The organism is Micromonospora sp. NPDC047527 (assembly GCF_040643015.1).
Taxonomy (GTDB): Bacteria; Actinomycetota; Actinomycetes; order Mycobacteriales; family Micromonosporaceae; genus Micromonospora.
Genome location: NZ_JBEYTK010000001.1, coordinates 837,250 through 855,561, shown reverse-complemented (window position 1 = coordinate 855,561; position 18,312 = coordinate 837,250). Strand labels below are relative to the sequence as shown.

Genomic DNA, 18,312 nt, shown 5'->3' with positions numbered 1-18,312 from the left:
CGGGTAGCCAGCGCCCCCGTCCGGTCGGCGGGACCGGCCACGACCGGCCGGGGACGCGACAGGAGGATGGCCGTGCCACTGGTGTCCCAGCTGACCCACCACCCCGCCTGATGTGCGGGATCAGCGGAGAGGCCCGCTTCGACGGCCGGACGCCCGACGCGGAGGCGGTCACCCGGATGACCGAGGCGATGCGCTCCCGCGGCCCGGACGGCGAAGGGCTCCACACCGCCGACTGGGTGACGCTCGGGCATCGCCGGCTGACCATCATCGACCTGTCCGAGGCCGGCGGCCAGCCGATGGTGCGCGACGACCTGGGCCTCGCGCTGGTCTTCAACGGCTGCATCTACAACTACCCCGAACTGCGCGAGGAGCTACGGAACGCCGGATACCAGTTCCGCTCCACCAGCGACACCGAGGTGATCCTGGTGGCGTACGCCCACTGGGGTGAACGCTTCGTCGACCACCTCGTCGGCATGTTCGCGATCGGCCTGGTCGACCGAGACCGACGCCGACTGATCCTCGCCCGGGACCGGCTCGGCATCAAACCGCTCTACCTCGCCGAGACGGCCGGACGGCTCCGGTTCGCCTCCACCCTGCCCGCGCTGCTGAGCGCCGGCGACGTGGACACCAGCATCGACCCGGTGGCGCTGCACCACTACCTGTCCTGGCACTCCATCGTGCCCGCGCCCCGGACCGTGCTGCGCGGTGTGCGCAAGCTGCCGCCGGCCACCCTGCGCGTGATCGAGGCGGACGGGCGCAGCCGGGAGGAGGTGTACTGGCAGCCCGACTACGTGCGGGAGCCCGCCGACGCCGGGATGGACGCCGCCGACTGGCGGGCCGCCGTCGGCGACGCGCTACGCACGGCGGTACGCCGACGGCTGGTCGCCGACGTCCCGGTCGGCGTGCTGCTCTCCGGCGGTCTGGACTCCAGCCTCATCGTGGCGCTGCTCGCCGAGGCCGGTCAGCAGCACCTGCGCACGTTCAGCATCGGCTTCGACAGCCGTGGCGACGAGTCCGGCGACGAGTTCCACTACTCCGACCTGGTGGCCCGCGCGTACGACACCGACCACCAGCGGATCCGGCTGTCGAACGACGACCTCGTGCCCGCCGTACGACGAGCCGTGCTGGCCATGAACGAGCCGATGGGCAGCCATGACGTGGTCGCCTTCCACCTGCTCTCCGAGCAGGTGGCCCGGCACGTGAAGGTGGCGCAGTCCGGGCAGGGCGCCGACGAGGTGTTCGCCGGGTACGGCTACCACCAGCCGCTCACCGAGGCACCCCGACACGGCGCCGCCGAGACGTTCGCCGCCGCCTTCTTCGACCGCGACCACGACGAGCTGCGCAGCATGGTCGGCCCGGCGTACGCGCTGGACCACGACGCCAGCCGGGACCTGCTCGCCGGGCATCTCGCCGCGCCCGGCGCGCAGACCGCGCTCGACGCGGTGCTGCGCCTGGACACCCACCTGATGCTCCCCGACGACCCGGTCAAGCGGGTGGACAGCATGAGCATGGCGTGGGGGCTGGAGGTCCGCACCCCGTTCCTCGACCAGGACCTGGTCACCCTGGCCGCGCACTGCCCGCCGGAGCACAAGGTGGCCCAGGGCGGCAAGGGCGTGCTCAAGGAGGTCGCCCGGGAGGTGGTGCCGGCCGAGGTGATCGACCGTCCGAAGGGCTACTTCCCGGTGCCGGCGCTGCGCAACGTGGACGGGCCGGTCCGTGAGCTGGTCGCCGAGGCGTTGCAGGCGCCGGCCGCACGCGAACGAGGGCTGTTCCGCTCGGAGTACGTGGCGCGGCTGCTCGCCGAGCCGGACCGGGCCGAGGCGGCGGCCGGCAGCAACAAACTGTGGCAGCTCGGCCTGCTGGAGCTGTGGCTACAGTCGCACGACATCCGCTGAGCCGCGCCGGTCAGCCGGCGTTGGTGCGCGCCACCAGGTCGTCGATCACCGCGCGCAGATCACCGGTACGCTCCAACACCCGCCGCTGCCGGGTCGCGCCGGTGCCGTCACGGCGCAGCCGAGCCAGTTGCGCCAGCACGTACCCGAGGTCGCCGTGGCGCAGCAGAGCCGGGGCGATCATCGCCATCATCTCGTCGACGAGCGCCCAGGCCGGTCGGGTGCCACCGGCGCGCAGGTCGATCAGCTCACCGTCGAGACCGTCGTGGGCGGCTCGCCAGTGCGCGGCAGCGACCAGGCAGTCGCGGGTATCCGGGGCGGTCACCCCGGCGCGTACGTCATCGGCGACGGTGGCGACCAGTGACCGGACCAGCGCGGCGACCAGCACCGTGTCGTCCACGTCCGGGCAGACGTCGCCCACCCGTACCTCCACGGTCGGGTAGGCCGACGACGGGCGGGCGTACCAGTAGACCATCGCGGCGTCGAGCATGATGCCGGCGGCGATCAGTTCGTCGACGGTCCGGTCGTAGTCGGCGGCGGACGCGAAGTACGGCGTCGGGCCGATGCTCGGCCACCGCTCCAGCTGCATCGACCGCCAACTGGCGTGGCCGGTGTCCTGCCCGTCGTGCAGGGGCGAGTTGGTGGTGATGGCCTGCACCACCGGCAGCCACACCCGCAGGTGGTTGCAGACCTGCACGGCCAACTCCCGGTCGGGCAGCCCGACGTGCACGTGACACCCGCACACCGCCGGGTCGTGCGCCACCGGCCCGTACCGGCGCGACATCGCGTGGTAGCGCGGCTTGTCCGGCACCGTCCGGTGCGGCTCGGCCACCGGGGTGGCACCGACCGCCACCAGTCGGGCGCCGGCAGCGGCGGCGGCCTCGGCGGCGGATCGGCGCAGCGCCACCAGATGGCCGCGCAGCTCGGTGAGGTCGGCGCAGACGGGGGTGACCATCTCGACCATGCTGTGCCGGAACTCCTGGCGGCTCTGGTCGCGGGCCGCACCGCGCAGCGCGGTCAGCACCTCGGCGGCCACCGGCAGGTTGCGCCCGCTGTCCGGGTCGAGCAGCAGGAACTCCTCCTCCACGCCGAGCGTGAGGACGCCGAGGTCGGGCACGGTGTCGACGGTCGTCGGACGGTACGCCATGGCCGCCTCCATCCGCTTTCGCGGCCACGGGTGGACCCGTGGCCGGGGCGCCTCGGTTTCCCGGGTTGGGCCCGCGGCAAACGCGCGAGCGAAACGGGACGGCCGAGACCACCGGCGAGGCTGGGAACAAGCGTGACGCGGTGGACGAGAACACCCGATGGCACCCCCCACCGCCACCGGCACGCCGCGTCGCTTGCCACGTGCCTCCGCAGTGGATTGTCTGCGACGATGCACGGATGCTGATGCGCTGGCGCACTTCTCGGTGGTTCAACATCGCCCTGGGTCTGGTCGTCGGTGCCGTCGTGGGGCTGGCGGTCTACCTGGCCAGTCGACTCACCGGCCCCGCACTCTTCGCGCTCTGCGGCACGACGGCGGGCGGCGTCGCGGCGGTGGTGGCGTCCACCTACTCGCGGATGTTCCAGTTGGCGGAGGTGACCGTCTCGGTCCCGCAGTTCAGCGAGCTGAAGTTCGCGGTCACCCGGGACAACAAGCAGACCGCGTGGCGGCTGTTCGTCGAGGCGGTCACCCGGGTGTCCGGCCAGCCGCTGGCCACCGGCACGGGGCTCGTCCGGGAGGCGCTGTCGTCGCTGTACCAGCTGTTCGGGATCACCCGGGAGATCCTGGGCCAGGCGGCACCCTCCATTCGTACCACCGGTCGCCCGACCGTCGAGCACCTCGCGATCGCCATGCTCAACAACGAGCTTCGGCCGTTCCTCTCGAAGTGGCATCCACGCCTGAGGGCGTGGGAGCGGTCCAATCCGGACGGGCCGGAGTCCGCCTGGCCGGACGACGCGGAGTGCCGCGCGGAGCTGGCGGCGATGCAGCGCCGGTTGCTGCGCTACGTGGAAGGGCTGGGCGAGCTTGCCCAGGTGCCCAACGTCGAGGACGTGATGCACGGCATCCTCGCCGAGGCGGCGACCGTCCCCGGCCAGCCGACGCGCCGCGTGGTGACGGACCAGTAGCCCGGCCGCCGCCGGCCCGCCGGTCAGTCCGGTGACACCGCCGCCGCACGGGCGGCGAGGAAGGCCCGCTCGGCCGCGTTGTCGGTCAGCGCGGCGGCCGTCCGGAACGCCTCGGCGGCCTCCCCGCCCCGACCGAGGCGGGCCAGGAGGTCGGCGCGGACGGCGTGCCGCACGTGGTAGCCGGCCAGGTCGAGGCGGTCCACCTCGGCCAGCGCCGCCGCCGGCCCGGCGACCTCGGCGAGCGCGACCGCCCGGTTCAGCGCCACCACCGGGCCGGGGGCGAGGACCGTCAGCTGGTCGTACAGCCGCATGATCTGACCCCAGTCGGTGTCGGCGGCGCGCGGCGCGGCGCTGTGCACGGCGGCGATCGCGGCCTGGATCTGGTACGGCCCCGGGCGGTCGCGGCGCAGGCAGCGGCGCACCATCGCCTGCCCCTCGGCGATCAACGCGGCATCCCACCGGCCGCGGTCCTGGCGGGGCAACGGCACCAGCTCTCCGTCGGCCGTGGTCCGCGCCTCCCGGCGCGACTCGGTGAGCAGCATCAACGCGAGCAGTCCGAGGGCCTCCGGCTCGTCCGGCATCAGCTCGACGAGCAGCCGGGCCAGCCGGGTCGCCTCGGCGCACAGGTCGGCGCGGACCAGGTGCGGGCCAGCGCTGGCCGTGTACCCCTCGTTGAAGATCAGGTAGAGCACCGCGAGCACGGCGTGCAGCCGGTCGGGCAGGTCGGCGTCGCGCGGCACCCGGTACGGGACACGGGCGTCGCGGATCTTCGACTTGGCGCGGACCAGCCGCTGCGCCATCGTCGACTCGGGCACCAGGAACGCGCGGGCGATCTCGGCGGTGCTCAGGCCACCGAGCAGACGCAGGGTGAGCGCGATCCGGGCGGCCGGGGCGAGCGCCGGGTGGCAGCAGGTGAAGATCAGGCGTAGCCGGTCGTCGCGCACCGGTCCCTCCTCGGCGGGTGGGTCGACGGCGTACAGCAGGGCCGCCTGGGCGTGCCGGTCCGCCCGGGACGCCTCCCGGCGCAGCCGGTCGATGGCCCGGTTGCGGGCGGTGGTGATGATCCAGCCAGCCGGGCTGGGCGGTGCGCCGCCGCTCGGCCACCGCCGTGCCGCGATGACGAACGCCTCCTGGACGGCGTCCTCGGCGAGGTCGATGTCCCCGAGGAGTCGGACCAGCACGGCGACCGCCCGGCCGTACTCGGCGCGGAACACCGCCTCCACGTCGGGCACGCTCAGGCCCCGGCTCCACCCTGGAACGGGCGGACCTCGATCGGCAGGGTGGTGGCCAGCGCATAGCGACGACCCCAGGCCAGGGCGACGTCCAGGTCCGGCACGTCGATGACGACGATGCCGCCGAGGTGCTCCTTGCCCTCGACGAACGGCCCGTCGGTGATCTGCACGTCCCCGTCGCGGACGCGCAGCACGGTGGCGGTCTCCGGGCCGTGCAGGCCCTGCCCGAAGACCCACGACCCGGCGGCGGTCAGCTCGTCGTGCAGCTCGTCGACCTGACGCATCACCCCGGCCAGGAACTCCGGCTCCGGCGGCCGTTCGCCCTGGGGCTGGTGGATGCTGAGCAGGTACAGCGTCATCGTTTCCTCCTCGCGGCGGCGACCGGCCCGACGCCGATCTCCCATCCTCCACACGAATCGCCATCGCCCGCCTCGACAGGCCGCCGGCGGCGGTTTCAGCCGGTCCGCGTCGGTCCAGGTCGCGGGCGTGCGCCGGGCCGTCGGGGCTGCGCCGGTGGTACGCCAGGTGACGGCCCGATGACCAGCGCGTACGGGCTGTGGTGTCGCGCCGTCGTGGGCCGGGTGCGATGGTGTAGAAAGGCGGAGTGAGCGCAGCGGTGACGCAGGTGCCGGCCTTCGACGGCAGGACGGTCCACGGTGGCTGACCACGACCAGTCGCCCACTCCCCTCACCGCCGGCGCCGCTCTGGTGCAGCTCGGCGACGTACCCCTGGCGGATCTGCTGGCCGGCGCTGGCGACGGTGTCCTGGCCCACGTGTTGGGCACGCTGGTCGCCGAGGGTGAGCCGGGCCGGCCCGGCGTCGTGTCGGCTTTCGAATCGAGCTTCTGACCGTGCCGGCCGACGCCTCGCCGTCGGCCGTTCGACACCGCCCTGACGTGGTCGCGCCGGTGCCCCGTGTCCGCCAACTGGTGTTGAAGGTCCACTCCCGCTGCAACCTGGCCTGCGACTACTGCTATGTCTACCGGCACGCCGACCAGGGCTGGCGGGACCGGCCCCGGGTCATCGGGCCGGGCACCGTGGCCCGGGTCGCCGACCGGCTCGCCGCACACGTCGAGCGGCACCGCACCGACCGGGTCCGGGTGGTGCTGCACGGCGGGGAGCCGCTGCTCGCCGGCCTGCCCACGCTCGACCGGACGGTCCGCACCCTGCGCGCCGCGATGCCCACCGGCACCACCCTCGACATGGCGATGCAGACCAACGGGCTGCTCCTCGACGAGGCGGCACTCGACCTGTGCCACACCCACGGCATCGACGTCGGCGTGAGCCTGGACGGTGATCGTACGTCCAACGACCGCAGCCGCCGGCACGCCGACGGGCGGGGCAGCTTCGCCGAGGTGGCCGCCGCGCTGCGCCTGCTGGCCCGACCCGAGCACCGGCAGCGCTACGCCGGCCTGCTCTGCACCGTGGACCTGGTCAACGACCCGATCGCCGTCTACGAGGGCCTGCGCGAGTTCGACCCGCCCCGGCTCGATCTGCTGCTGCCGCACGGCAACTGGAGCACCCCGCCGCCCGGGCGGCAGCCCGACGACCCCGCCACCCCGTACGCGGACTGGCTGATCACCGTCTTCGACCGCTGGTACGCGGAGACGCCACGACGCACGGGCATCCGGCTGTTCGAGTCGCTTATCGCGCTGCTGCTCGGCGGGCGCAGCGGCACCCGGGCGCTCGGCAGCGCGGAGCCGGACGTCATGACGATCGAGACCGACGGCACCATCGAGGGCACCGACACCCTCAAGACGACCACCGCGTCGGCGATGCGTACCGGGTTCGACGTGTTCCGGCACAGCCTCGACGAGGCGCTGGGGCACCCGTCGCTGGCCGGGCGTCCCACCGGGGTCGACGCCCTGGCCGCGACGTGTCGGGCCTGCCCGGTCGTCGGCGCCTGCGGCGGCGGCCTGTACGCACACCGCTTCCGCGACGGCGCCGGCTTCGCCCACCCGTCGGTCTACTGTGCCGACCTGTTCCGGCTGATCGGGCACGTACGGTCCACGGTGACCGCCGACCTGGGCACGCTGCGCCGCCGCGTCGCCGCCCCGACCGTCCCAGCGGAGCGGTGAGGGCGTGGCCGAGCCCCTCTCTGCGGTGCAGCTCGCCGGCCTGGCCGGGGGGCACGGTGACGCCGACACGCTCGCGGTGCTACGCGGCGGGCAGCTTGGCCGCCGCCGGCTGTTGACAGTCGCCGCCGCTCGCGCCGCCGACGACCAGCCGCTGGTGGGGCAGAGCCTGGCCCTGTTGACGCGGGCCGAGCAGGCCGACCCGGTCACGGTGGCCGACGCGCTGGCCCATCCTCCGGTCACCGGTTGGGCTCGGGCCGCGCTCGACGGCACCGCCGGTCCCACCTACCTGGCGGCGCTCGCGGCGGTGGCGGCGACCCGCGCCGGCCTGACGTTCACGCTGACGGTGCCCGGCCCCGTCGACGGTGTGCTGCCGCTGCCGACCGTCGGCGCCGCGTCGGGTCTGCCCACCGGCCCGGTGCTGCTGCGCGGCGAGGCCGGCACACTGCGGATCGGCGCTGACCGTGGCGGCGCGGGCGACAGGGTGCGGATCGGCATCGTCGACGGCCACCGCATCGGCGCGGACGGCGGCGGGGTGTGCTGGTCGCCGGTGCGACGGATCAGCCTCGTCGAGGGTTTCGGGGTGGTGGTCGACGACCAGGACCCGTGGCGCCACTGCTATCACCGGCCGTCGGCTGCGCGACTGGACGACGCGGCGGCGGCCCGGTTGGGCCGGCTCACGGCCGACGGCTGGCAGTGGCTCCGGGCGCACCTTCCGGCGCACGCCGACGCGCTGACCGTTCTGCTGCGCTCGCTGGTGCCGCTGCTCCCCCCGCCGTCGGGAAACCCGGTGAGCGCCACCAGCAGGGACGCTCTGGGCGCCATCGCGCTCTCCGTGCCGGCCGACGCGCGGACCCTCGCGCTGCTGCTGGTGCACGAGCTGCAACACACCAAACTCGGTGCCCTGCTGGACCTGGTGCCGCTGTACCGGACGGGTGGGCCAGCCCGCTACCGGGCGCCGTGGCGGCTCGACCCACGTCCGGTCGGCGCGCTGTTGCAGGGCGCGTACGCGCACCTGGGGGTGGCCGAGGTGTGGCGCTGCCGGCGGCACGAGGGGGTCGCTGCCACCTTCGAGTACGCGTACTGGCGGGAGCAGACCACCCGGGCGGCCCGGCAGCTCGCCGGCGCGGCCGAGTTGACCGATGCCGGCCGGTCCTTCGTGGCGGGCATGGCGCGGACCCTGCGTGACTGGCGTGACCCGGTCGACGGTCGGGTCGAGGCGGCGGTACGGGACGTGGCCGACGCCGGCGCGGTGCGCTGGGGCCTGGCCAATCTGCTGCCCGACCCGGAGGGGGTGAGCCGGCTGGCGCGGGCCTGGCGGCACGGCGTGCCGCCCGAGGCCGGTGTGCCGGCTCCGACCGTCGTGCCGGCCCCGGCCCGCCCGGCCCTGGCCGCCGACAGTGGTCCCGAGGCGGCGGTGCGACGGCGACTCCTGGGTTCCGGCGGGCCATCCGGGTCGAACCCGAGCGACCAGGCCTACGCGGCGGGCAATCTGGAGAACGCGCTGGCCGGGTACCGCCGACGGCTGACCGCCGACCCCGCGGACGTCGACGCCTGGGTGGGCTTGGCCCTGGCCGCCCACCACACCGGGCGGCCGGGGGCGGCCGGGGCGCTGGTCTGCCGGCCCGAACTGGTACGGGCGCTCAGTCAGACGCTGCCCGACACCGACCCGCTCGCCCTCGCGGACTGGCTGGCGCAGACCATCCCCGCCGCCGATCCCGAATCACGGCGATAGCCGCGACCCGGCACCGGGGCCAGGCTTCCTTGCGAGACAGACCGGCGGCCCACCTGCCAGCGCGAAAGCCGAGGCGCACACGCCACCGGCCGCGCCCCCAGGGCTCGGGTTGCGTCCTTTGCTCTGCTTCAACAGACGCAACACTCGTCGGCCACAAGTGTTGCGTGGGGTGAAGCAGAGCAAAGGACGCGCGAAGGGGGACGGGCCGGGGCGCGGAAAGTGATGCGACCCCACGGCGGGGGCGGGGCGGCGGGGCGGCGGGGCGGCGGGGCCGGTCAGAGCAGCGCTGGCTCGATGTACGCGTTGGAGCGTTCCTGCTGGCGGGCCTGCACCACCCGAGGATTGTCCCCGCCGAAGAGCTGCACCAACTGCCCGAACGCCTCGTCGTAGAGGGCCCGCCCCGCGTCCGCCTCACTCTCGGTGGCGAGGCGGCTCAACGCCAGGTTGACCGACGCCGAGAGAGTGTCCGGGTGCTCGGCGCCCAGCGCCCGGGTCAACTCCACGTAGGCGGTGGTGTCCAGCAGCAGCGCGGTGTCCCGGTCACCGAGGGCGAACAGGTCGTTGGCCAGATTGAGGGTGGCCAGCAGGGTGTGCGGGTGCCGCTCACCGAGGTTGGCGAGCAACTGGTCGCGGACCCGCTGGGACAGCTCCCGGGCCTGGGGGTGGTCGCCCTGCTTGCGCAGCAGCACGCCGAGGTTGTTCAGACAGGCCAGGGTGATGGCGTGCGTCTCGCCGAGCACCTCGTTGTAGCCGTCGCGCAGCCGGCGGGCCACCCGCAGCGCCGTCTCGTTGTCGCCCACCGCCGACCAGGTGGTGGCCAGGGCCATCTCGGCGGACAGGGTGTCGGCGTGGTCGCCGCCGAGGGTGCGCTGATATCGGACGACCGTCCGCTCGATCAGCCGGTGCGCGTCGGCGAACCGGCCGAGCTGGCGCAGGGTGAGCGCCAACTCCTTGGCCGTCCGCAGGGTCTCCGGGTGGTCCGCGCCGTTCACCTTCTGCTGGACGGCGTAGGTGCGTTGCAGCACGCTGTGCGAACGCCACAGCTCGCCGACGTCGCGCAGCCCGCGCCCGTAGTTGCTGGCCGAGGCGAGGGTGGACGGATCCTCCTCGCCGAAGCGGTCCCGCCGTCGCTCGTGGATGTGCTGGTCCAGTGCGGCGGCGCCACGGAAGTCGCCGACCAGCCGCAACGACACCGCGAGGTTGTTCTCCGCGACGAGCGTACGGCCGCTGTCGTCGCCGAAGCTGCGCACACTCAGCTCCAGAGTGCGACGGTCCTGCGCCTCGGCCTCGTGGTAGAGGCCCTGGGCACGCAGGTCCGCGCCGAGACTCCGAGCGGTCATCAGCGTGTAGAGGTGCTCCTCGCCGAAGATCCGCCGCTGCCGGTCGTAGACGTCCCGGTCGATGTCGTACGCCCGGTCGAAGTGACTCTGCGCGCGGAGCACGTTGGCCAGGTGGAAGCGCATCCGCAGCTTGGTCGGGTCGTCCTCGTCGGTGTCCCGCCAGCCGGCCAGCGACTCCTCCGCGAGCGCCCGGCTGGTGTCGTAGTCGCCGCGCCGATAGAGGTAGCGCACGATGTCCACGACCAACTGCCGTGCCTCGTCCATGGTGGACAGGTGCAGCCCGCTGGGGCGTACGTGCGGCCACAGCTCGGCGTACCGGGGCCAGTTGACCGGCCTGTCGGGGTCGCGAGGGCTGGCGCCGGCCAGCAGCAACTGCGCCTGGCGGCGGGCCTCCTCCGGGTCACCGAGCTGGTCCTGGATGACCAACTGCACCAGCCGGTGGATCCGCACCGAGTTGTTCTCCGCATCGACCTGGGCCAGCCCGTACCGGCCCAGCTCGGCGGTGACCAGGCCCTGCAGGATCGGATCGGTCAGCGTCGGGTCGATCGGCGCCATGAAGCTGGCGAAGCGGTCACCGGTGAGCATGGCGACCGGGATGGGCTCCGGAGCGTAGAACGAACACAGCTCCAGCAGCCGGGCCGCCGCCGGTTTCTCCTCGCGCAACTGCCCCAGGGTGAACAGCCAGGTGGCGGCGAGGGCCTTGGAATAGCCGGCGGACTGCCGACCGTCGAGGATCCGCAGCAGGCCGGGGGTGTCCAGTGAGCTGAGGTACTTCTGGACCTGCATGGCGCTGGCCCGCAGATACGCCGCGCCCTGCTCCACCGCGAGCGGCAGGTCGCCGAGCTTCTCGGCCACCTGGGTCGCCTCGGCCTCGGTGAGCCCGCGCACCCGGTCGCGCAGCAGTTGGACGCTCTCGGCCCGGTCGAAGACCGTCAGCTCGGTCGCGGTGGCGTACTCACCCCAGCTCTGGTCCCGGGTGGTGAGCAGCACGTGGCCGGGGCCCTGCGGCAGCAGCGCCCGGGTGGCCCGGGTGGGCTTGTCGGCGTTGTCCAGGATGATCAGCCAGCGCCGGTCGGGGCCGCCCCGACGCAGCGCGTCGAGCACCCGGCGGGCCGCGTCGGCGCCGCCGCCGGTGCCCAACCCCATCGCCTGGCCGAGGTCGGCGAGGCCGCCCCGGATGCGGTCCTCGCTGTCGGCCGGGACCCACCAGACCAGGTCGTAGTCGCGGCCGAAGCGCAGCGCGTACTCGGCGGCGAGCTGGGTCTTGCCGACCCCGCCGAGGCCGTGCACGACCTGCGTCGCCGAGTCCGGTGAGGTGGTGAGCCGGTCGCGCAGCGCCTCCAACTGGGCGGCCCGGCCGACGAACGGGGTGCCGTGCTGGCGGACGTTGGAGATCGCCGGGAAGGGGCCGGGGAACCGGCCTACCACGCGTCCGCCGACCGCGATCGTCGTGGCACCGGCCGCCTCCAACAGTCGGGTCCGCGCGGTGGACGGGTCGACGTCGGTGAGGTCCACGGGGCTGTGGTCGCTGTACGGGAGGGTGAGCCTCGACTCGTCCACCCGCAGCGGCACCAGGACTCCCCCACCGCCGAGCTGATCACGGCCGCTGGCGGTCTTCCACACCTCGCCGGCGAGCGCGGTGCCCGCGTAGTGCCGGGTGAGCACGGCCAGCACCCGGCTGGCACCGGTGAGGGCCCGCTCGAACTCGGCGCGTCCTCCGTCGCGCAGCGGCACGTCCAGCGCGCGGCGGTCCACCCGCAGGCCGGCGTCCTCCAACTGGTCGGTGATCCACTCGGCCCAGAGCCGGTCGGCGGAGGCGTAGCTGAGCAGCACGGCCTGCTCGGCGGTGAGCCGGCTGCGCTCGAACTCGGTCAGCGAGCGACGCCGGTCCTCCTCCCGCATGGGGTGCAGCGTGGTGACCCGCCCGCCGGTGATCACCGAGGCGAGCTGCTCGTACGCGGCGAGCAGGGTGCCGACCTGCTCGGGCCGGTCGCCGAAGGCGGCGAGGATCTCCTCGTACGCGTAGAACGTGCGGTAGGGCACCTCGATGGTGTTCCAGTAGCGGGCCGCCGCCGCATCGGAGAGGTGGTCGAGGAACGGGGCGAACTCGGCGCGCACCAGGTCCCGGCCGGTCTCCAGTTTGCGCAGTTCGGCGTCCTCCACGCGCATCGGCACCGGCAGCAGCAGCGGCGGGTCGTCCGGACGCTGACCGCGGATCGACCGGGCCACCGCCGCCGCGCCACGGATGCTCTGGGTGGACATGGTGAAGCAGTTGACCACCAGGTCGGGCAGCTGCACGGTGCAGATGCCGGCCACGTCGCTGAGCCCGGTGCGGCTGTCGATCAGCACCACGTCGTACTCGGCGCGCATCTGCGCCCGGACCGCGTCGATGAACGACGCGCCGCCCTGCCGTTCGTAGAAGTTGGCCCAGTCGAAGGTGCTCACCAGCCGGGAGTACGCCGAGTCCTGCTGCCCGGCGGCCACGAAGTCGATCACGCCGCCGTGGCTGAAGTCCCAGTTCAGCGAGACCGCCCGGCGTTGGATCTTGGCATGGCCGGCGAGCAGCTCCTGGGAGTCGTCGTCGCGGTTGCGCTGCATGGTCGCGATCGAGTAATCCCAGATCATCTCGATGACGCCGGGGGTGGCGCGGAGTTCCTTGTCCCGCAGGAACGGGTGGAAGTAGCGGTGCAGACCCGGGGACTCCAGGTCCCAGTCGACGACCAGCACCTGCAGGCCCTGGCTGGCCAGGATCCAGGCCACGTTGGCCAGCGCCATCGTCCGGCCGGTGCCGCCCTTGTACGAGTAGAAGGTCACGATCTGGCCGCGTGCCGTCTCGTTCACCGCCATGGCGTGCCTCCCCTAGGGACCTTCGAGGATCGGGCGTTGACCGGAGCCGTCGGTGGGCGGCTCCTGGTAGACCGTGCCCGTGCGGTAGATCCGGCCCTGCTCGACGACGAGCACGTCCTCCAACTCCTCCTGGAACTGGGCGGACGTCGCGATCTCGGTGCGCCACACGTCACGGGTGTTGTGCAGCACGTGATGCGGGAGCACCCGGGCCAGGGTGTCCCACATCTTGCGGTTGCCGCCCGCCGCCGTGTCGTCGGCGGCCGTCCAGGGCACCAGAACCGGCGCCCGTGGGGAGTCCACGTGACGGTCGTGGCGGGTCAGGCTGACCTGGTAGCGCGGCAGGTCGGCGGACCAGACGTCGACCACCAGCACGACGATCTGGTTGTGGTCCCGGGCCCACTCCCGGACCACCGCCAACTCCTCGGCGTCCTCCACCGTCCAGCCGTAGCTCTTGGTGGTGGCGATGGCACCGGCCCAGCTGCCGATCGGCACCTCCAACTCGGGCCGGTACGGTCGCCAGTCCCGCGAGACCGCGCCGTAGCGGTCTTCGGCGCCGGGCCGACTGCCGGTCAGCTCGGCGGAACTGCCGGCGACCAGGACGATGTGCACGTGCCGCGCGCTGGTGGCCCGCTGCGCCGCGGCCGACGCGGTGGGGCCGTCGTGCGTCTGCGACCGGGCCGGCAGGCCGAAGGCACTTGTCACCTTGGACAGCACCGGCCGCTGCACCGGGCGGTGCAGGGTGTGGTCGCGGGCGGTCTGCACGATGTGCTTGGCCAACGCGTCGACGAAGTCCTTGTACTCGTCCTCGTGCCGGCGGCGCTGCTTGAGCGTGAGCAGCCCGTCCTGCGCGTAGACGGTGCCGGTCGGGAAGTTGCGGTACTGGAAGTCGGCGACCACGTCGGGCAGCCGGTCGCAGGGGATCCACTGCACCGGCACCACCGCCGGTGGCCGCACGTGGAACTGCCGTTCGTGCTCGTCGATGCGGTCGGCGAAGACCCGGAACTCCCGGCCGCAGTAGTCGCTGACGACGTACCGGGGGGAGGTCAGCGCGATCAGGCACGCGCTGGTGGTCAGCGCGTTGGACAGCGCGTCCGTCCAGGTGCTGCCGAGCAGCATCTGCCCGTCGATGAAGCCGGCCTTGTCCCAGCGGACCCCGGCGAGCCCGGCCACCGCCTCACTGAGATCGCCGAAGAACGCCTGCACCTGACCGTTGCGGTTGTCCTCTTGGGCGTAGCTCAGGAAGAAGAGTGGCACGCCCCGCCTCCGCTCACGGGTTCCACGACCGATTGGCACCAAGTATAGGACCGTCGATGCCAGGTCAGTGGGCCGCGATCATCGCACCGGACGCGCCGAGAGTCGCATGCCCGACGCTTTCCGGGTACGTCGTGCGGCGTCGGCAGCCTCCCGCGTTATTCGCCCCTGTATGTACCACTAGAGATAGCCTGGGCGGGTGCAGGGCGGACCCCGGAACGAGACGATCACCGACGAGCGACACTCGTCGGAAGTGGCGTTCGAGGTCAACGGCGCGTCCCGCGAGGTGACCCTCGACAACCGCACCACCCTCCTGGACGCGCTGCGCGAACACCTCGGCCTGACCGGGGCGAAGAAGGGCTGCGACCACGGCCAGTGCGGCTCCTGCACGGTGCTGCTGGACGGCCGGCGGGTGAAGAGCTGCCTCGTCCTCGCGGTCACCCTGGACGGCCGGTCGGTGCTCACCGTGGAAGGGCTGGCCGACCCGGACGGACTGTCCCCGCTCCAGGCCGCGTTCATCGCCCACGACGCGTTCCAATGCGGCTACTGCACCCCCGGGCAGCTCTGCTCCGCCCGCGGCATGCTCGACGAGGTGGCCCGAGGCTGGCCCAGCGCGGTCACCGGCGACCTCACCTCCCCCGCCGAGCTGACCGACGCGGAGATTCGCGAACGGATGGCCGGCAACCTCTGCCGCTGCGCCGCGTACCCGCACATCGTCGCGGCGGTCCGCGAGACGGCGGCCGCGCGGTGAGGCCGTTCCGCTACCACCGGCCGACCGACGTGGCCGATGCCGTCGCCGTGCTGACCGCTGAACCGCACGCGGCGTACCTGGGCGGAGGGACCAACCTCGTCGACCTGATGAAACTCGGGGTGCAGCGGCCGGACCTGCTGGTGGACGTGACCCGGCTGCCCCTGGACACCGTCCAGGAACTGCCCGACGGCGGGCTGCGGATCGGCGCGACGGTGCGCAACAGCGACCTCGCCGCCCACCCGGTGGTCCGCCGCGACTACCCGGTGCTGGCCCGCGCCCTGCTCGCCGCCGCCTCCGGCCAGCTGCGCAACATGGCCACCACCGGCGGCAACCTGTTGCAGCGCACCCGCTGTGTCTACTTCCAGGACACCGGCAAGGCGTGCAACAAACGCGACCCGGGCAGCGGCTGCGCCGCCCTGCACGGGCAGAACCGCGACCTGGCCGTGCTGGACTGGTCCGAGCAGTGCGTGGCCACCCACCCGTCCGACCTGGCGGTCGCCCTCGCCGCGCTGGACGCCGTGGTGGAGGTGCACGAGGCCGACGGCGCCCGCGACGTCCCGCTCACCGCGCTGCACCGCTCCCCCGGCGACCATCCGGAGCGGGAAACCACCCTTGCCCGGGGAGCGCTGATCACCGCCGTCCGACTGCCGGCGCTGCCGGCTGCCCACCGCTCGACGTACCTGAAGGTGCGCGACCGGGCGTCCTTCGCCTTCGCCGCCGGCTCGGTGGCCGCGGTGCTCGACCTCGACGGCGACGTGGTCCGCAACGTCCGGCTGGCGTACGGGGCTGTGGCGCACCGGCCGTGGCGGGCGTACCGGGCGGAGGAGGAGCTGCGGGGCCGGCCGTTCAGCCCGGAGCTCGCGGCGCGGGCCGCCGACGCCGAACTGGCCGAGGCGCGACCGCTGCGGCACAACGGCTTCAAGCTGCCGCTGACCCGGGCGATCACCGTGCGGGCGCTCACCGAGCTGGCGTCGTCGTGAGCGCCGACGCGGTCGGCCGGGCCCATCCCCGGCTGGAGGGCCCGGAGAAGGTCACCGGCACGGCCCGCTACGCGGTGGAGTACCCGGTGGACGGCGTCACCTACGGCTGGGCGGTGCCGGCGACGGTGGTCCGGGGCCGGATCACCCGGGTCGACACGGCGGAGGCGCTCGCGTCGCCCGGCGTGCTGGCGGTGCTGCACCACGGCAACGCGCCCCGCCTCGCCCCCGGGCCGGAGGCGGACCTGTGGCTGTTGCAGACCCCGGCGGTGCACTGCCGGGGGCAACTGGTCGCGGTGGTGGTGGCCACCAGCCTGGAGGCGGCCCGGGAGGGCGCCCGGCTGGTCCGGATCGACTACGACACCGGCCCGCACAGCACCGTGCTCACCGCCGACCATCCCGGCCTGTACCGGCCCGACCACGTCAACCCCAGCTACCCGACGGACACCGCCGAGGGCGACTTCGACGCCGGATACGCCGCCGCGCCGGTCCGGATGGACGCCACGTACCGCACGCCGGCCTACCACAACAACCCGATGGAGCCGCACGCCACCACGGCGCGGTGGCACGACGGGCGGCTGCTGGTGCACGACTCCAACCAGGGCGCCACGCCGGTGCGGGCCACGCTCGCCGAGTTGTTCGAGCTGCCGCCGGACTCGATCCGGGTGGTCACCGAGCACGTCGGCGGGGGTTTCGGCAGCAAGGGGTACGCCAAGGCGGCGGTGGTGCTCGCCGCGCTCGCCGCCCGGCACGTGGACCGGCCGGTCAAGCTGGCGCTGACTCGGCAGCAACTGTTCGGCCCCGTCGGCTACCGCACCCCCACCATCCAGCGGGTACGCCTCGCCGCCGACGCCGACGGGCGGCTCACCGCGATCTGCCACGACGCGATCAGCCAGACCTCGACCACGCGGGAGTTCGCCGAGCAGACCGCCGTCTACACCCGCAGCATGTACGCGGCACCGCACCGGCGCACCACCCACCGGCTGGTCCGCCTCGACGTGCCCACCCCGTTCTGGATGCGTGCCCCCGGCGAGTGCCCCGGCGCGTACGCCCTGGAGTCGGCGATGGACGAGCTGGCCTTCGCCGTCGGCATCGACCCGGTGGAGCTGCGCGTCCGCAACGACGCCCAGGTCGACCCCGACCAGGGTGAGCCGTTCACCAGCCGCAACCTGGTGGCCTGCCTGCGCGAGGGGGCCGACCGGTTCGGCTGGGACGGCCGGGACCCGACACCCCGGGCGCGGCGTGACGGGCGTTGGCTGATCGGCACCGGAGTGGCCGGGTCGAGCTACCCGGCTCGCACCAGGCCCTCGTCGGCGGCGGCCACCGCCCGACCCGACGGTCGTTTCCTGGTACGCGTCAACGCCACCGACATCGGCACCGGCGCTCGGACGGCGCTCTGGCAGGTGGCCGCCGACGCGCTCGGGGTGCCGCCGGAGCGGGTGGACATCCGCATCGGCGACAGCGACCTGCCCACGGCCCCGCTGGCCGGTGGCTCGATGGGCACCGCGTCGTGGAGCTGGGCGGTGATCCGGGCCTGTCAGGCGCTGCGCGAGAAGCTGCGGGACGCCCCCGGCGGCGAGGTGACCGCCCAGGTGAGCACCGAGGACGAGGTGGCCGGGCAGCCCGCACGGCCCCGATACGCGTACGGGGCGCAGTTCGTCGAGGTCCGGGTGGACGCGGACACCGGCGAGGTGCGGGTGAACCGGATGCTCGGAGTGTTCGCCGCCGGGCGGGTGGTGAACCCGACGACGGCGCGCAGCCAGCTCATCGGCGGCATGACGATGGGGCTGTCGATGGCGCTGCACGAGGAGGGGCTGCTCGACGAGCGGTACGGCGACTGGGTCAACCACGACCTGGCCACGTACCACATCGCCGGCTGCGCCGACGTGGAGTCCATCGAGGCGTACTGGCTCGACGAGCACGACGACGAGCTGAACCCGGCCGGGGTGAAGGGCATCGGCGAGGTCGGCATCGTCGGCACGGCGGCGGCGGTCGCGAACGCGGTGCACCACGCCACCGGCGTACGGATCCGTGACCTGCCGATCCGGTTGGACAAGCTGATCTACACATCATCCCTCGCTTAAATAAGCCCGTGGTGATATAA

At 73.4% G+C, this 18,312-nt stretch carries 13 protein-coding genes; 8 read left to right on the top strand and 5 right to left on the bottom strand.

Annotated features, from left to right (window positions below):
* The first annotated feature begins 110 nt into the window (after positions 1–110).
* Positions 111–1,895 (top strand): N-acetylglutaminylglutamine amidotransferase, encoded by a 1,785-nt coding sequence (locus ABZ808_RS03600; protein ID WP_357000384.1) that lies wholly within the window; start codon positions 111–113, stop codon positions 1,893–1,895.
* A gap of 10 nt (positions 1,896–1,905) precedes the next feature.
* On the opposite strand, the gene ABZ808_RS03595 is transcribed toward ABZ808_RS03600, so the two are convergent.
* Positions 1,906–3,039 (bottom strand): glutamate--cysteine ligase, encoded by a 1,134-nt coding sequence (locus ABZ808_RS03595; protein ID WP_357000381.1) that lies wholly within the window; start codon positions 3,037–3,039, stop codon positions 1,906–1,908.
* A gap of 236 nt (positions 3,040–3,275) precedes the next feature.
* Between ABZ808_RS03595 and ABZ808_RS03590 the strand changes: the two genes are divergently transcribed.
* Complete coding sequence (locus tag ABZ808_RS03590) at positions 3,276–4,001, top strand: hypothetical protein (protein ID WP_357000379.1); 726 nt, start codon at positions 3,276–3,278, stop codon at positions 3,999–4,001.
* A gap of 23 nt (positions 4,002–4,024) precedes the next feature.
* Here the strand turns inward: ABZ808_RS03590 and ABZ808_RS03585 are convergent, their stop codons facing one another.
* Both ABZ808_RS03585 and ABZ808_RS03580 read right to left on the bottom strand, forming a co-directional pair.
* Positions 4,025–5,233, bottom strand: a complete 1,209-nt coding sequence (locus tag ABZ808_RS03585) for a sigma-70 family RNA polymerase sigma factor (protein WP_357000376.1) — start codon at positions 5,231–5,233, stop codon at positions 4,025–4,027.
* A gap of 2 nt (positions 5,234–5,235) precedes the next feature.
* Positions 5,236–5,592 carry a YciI family protein gene (locus ABZ808_RS03580; RefSeq protein WP_357000373.1) on the bottom strand — a complete coding sequence of 119 codons (357 nt, stop codon included), beginning with the start codon at positions 5,590–5,592 and terminating at the stop codon, positions 5,236–5,238.
* 297 nt (positions 5,593–5,889) lie between these two features.
* Between ABZ808_RS03580 and fxsA the strand changes: the two genes are divergently transcribed.
* The 3 genes from fxsA to ABZ808_RS03565 are packed head-to-tail and all read left to right on the top strand — an operon-like array spanning position 5,890 to position 9,042.
* Complete coding sequence (fxsA, locus tag ABZ808_RS03575; RefSeq protein WP_357000370.1) at positions 5,890–6,081, top strand: FxSxx-COOH cyclophane-containing RiPP peptide; 192 nt, start codon at positions 5,890–5,892, stop codon at positions 6,079–6,081.
* A 59-nt stretch (positions 6,082–6,140) separates the two neighbouring features.
* The gene (locus ABZ808_RS03570) at positions 6,141–7,310 is read left to right on the top strand and encodes an FxsB family cyclophane-forming radical SAM/SPASM peptide maturase (RefSeq protein ID WP_357000367.1); all 1,170 of its coding nucleotides are present in this window, start codon (positions 6,141–6,143) and stop codon (positions 7,308–7,310) included.
* A gap of 4 nt (positions 7,311–7,314) precedes the next feature.
* Positions 7,315–9,042, top strand: a complete 1,728-nt coding sequence (locus tag ABZ808_RS03565; RefSeq protein WP_357000365.1) for an HEXXH motif-containing putative peptide modification protein — start codon at positions 7,315–7,317, stop codon at positions 9,040–9,042.
* Between the two features lie 275 nt (positions 9,043–9,317).
* Here ABZ808_RS03565 and fxsT read toward each other — a convergent pair whose 3' ends face one another.
* Both fxsT and ABZ808_RS03555 read right to left on the bottom strand, forming a co-directional pair.
* Entirely contained in the window at positions 9,318–13,229 is a 3,912-nt protein-coding gene (gene fxsT / locus ABZ808_RS03560; RefSeq protein WP_357000362.1) for an FxSxx-COOH system tetratricopeptide repeat protein, read from the bottom strand.
* Positions 13,230–13,241: 12 nt separating this feature from the next.
* A complete protein-coding gene (locus ABZ808_RS03555) occupies positions 13,242–14,483 on the bottom strand; it encodes a TIR-like protein FxsC (RefSeq protein WP_357000359.1) in 1,242 nt (413 codons plus the stop codon).
* A gap of 250 nt (positions 14,484–14,733) precedes the next feature.
* Between ABZ808_RS03555 and ABZ808_RS03550 the strand changes: the two genes are divergently transcribed.
* Genes ABZ808_RS03550 through ABZ808_RS03540 form a run of 3 tightly spaced genes read left to right on the top strand, consistent with a single transcriptional unit; the run spans position 14,734 to position 18,292 of the window.
* Complete coding sequence (locus ABZ808_RS03550; protein WP_357002726.1) at positions 14,734–15,231, top strand: 2Fe-2S iron-sulfur cluster-binding protein; 498 nt, start codon at positions 14,734–14,736, stop codon at positions 15,229–15,231.
* Entirely contained in the window at positions 15,228–16,211 is a 984-nt protein-coding gene (locus ABZ808_RS03545; protein WP_357000356.1) for a xanthine dehydrogenase family protein subunit M, read from the top strand. Before ABZ808_RS03550 ends, ABZ808_RS03545 begins: the two co-directional genes overlap by 4 nt.
* Complete coding sequence (locus tag ABZ808_RS03540; protein WP_357000352.1) at positions 16,208–18,292, top strand: xanthine dehydrogenase family protein molybdopterin-binding subunit; 2,085 nt, start codon at positions 16,208–16,210, stop codon at positions 18,290–18,292. The genes ABZ808_RS03545 and ABZ808_RS03540 overlap by 4 nt, the downstream gene beginning before the upstream one ends.
* Positions 18,293–18,312: the final 20 nt, after the last annotated feature.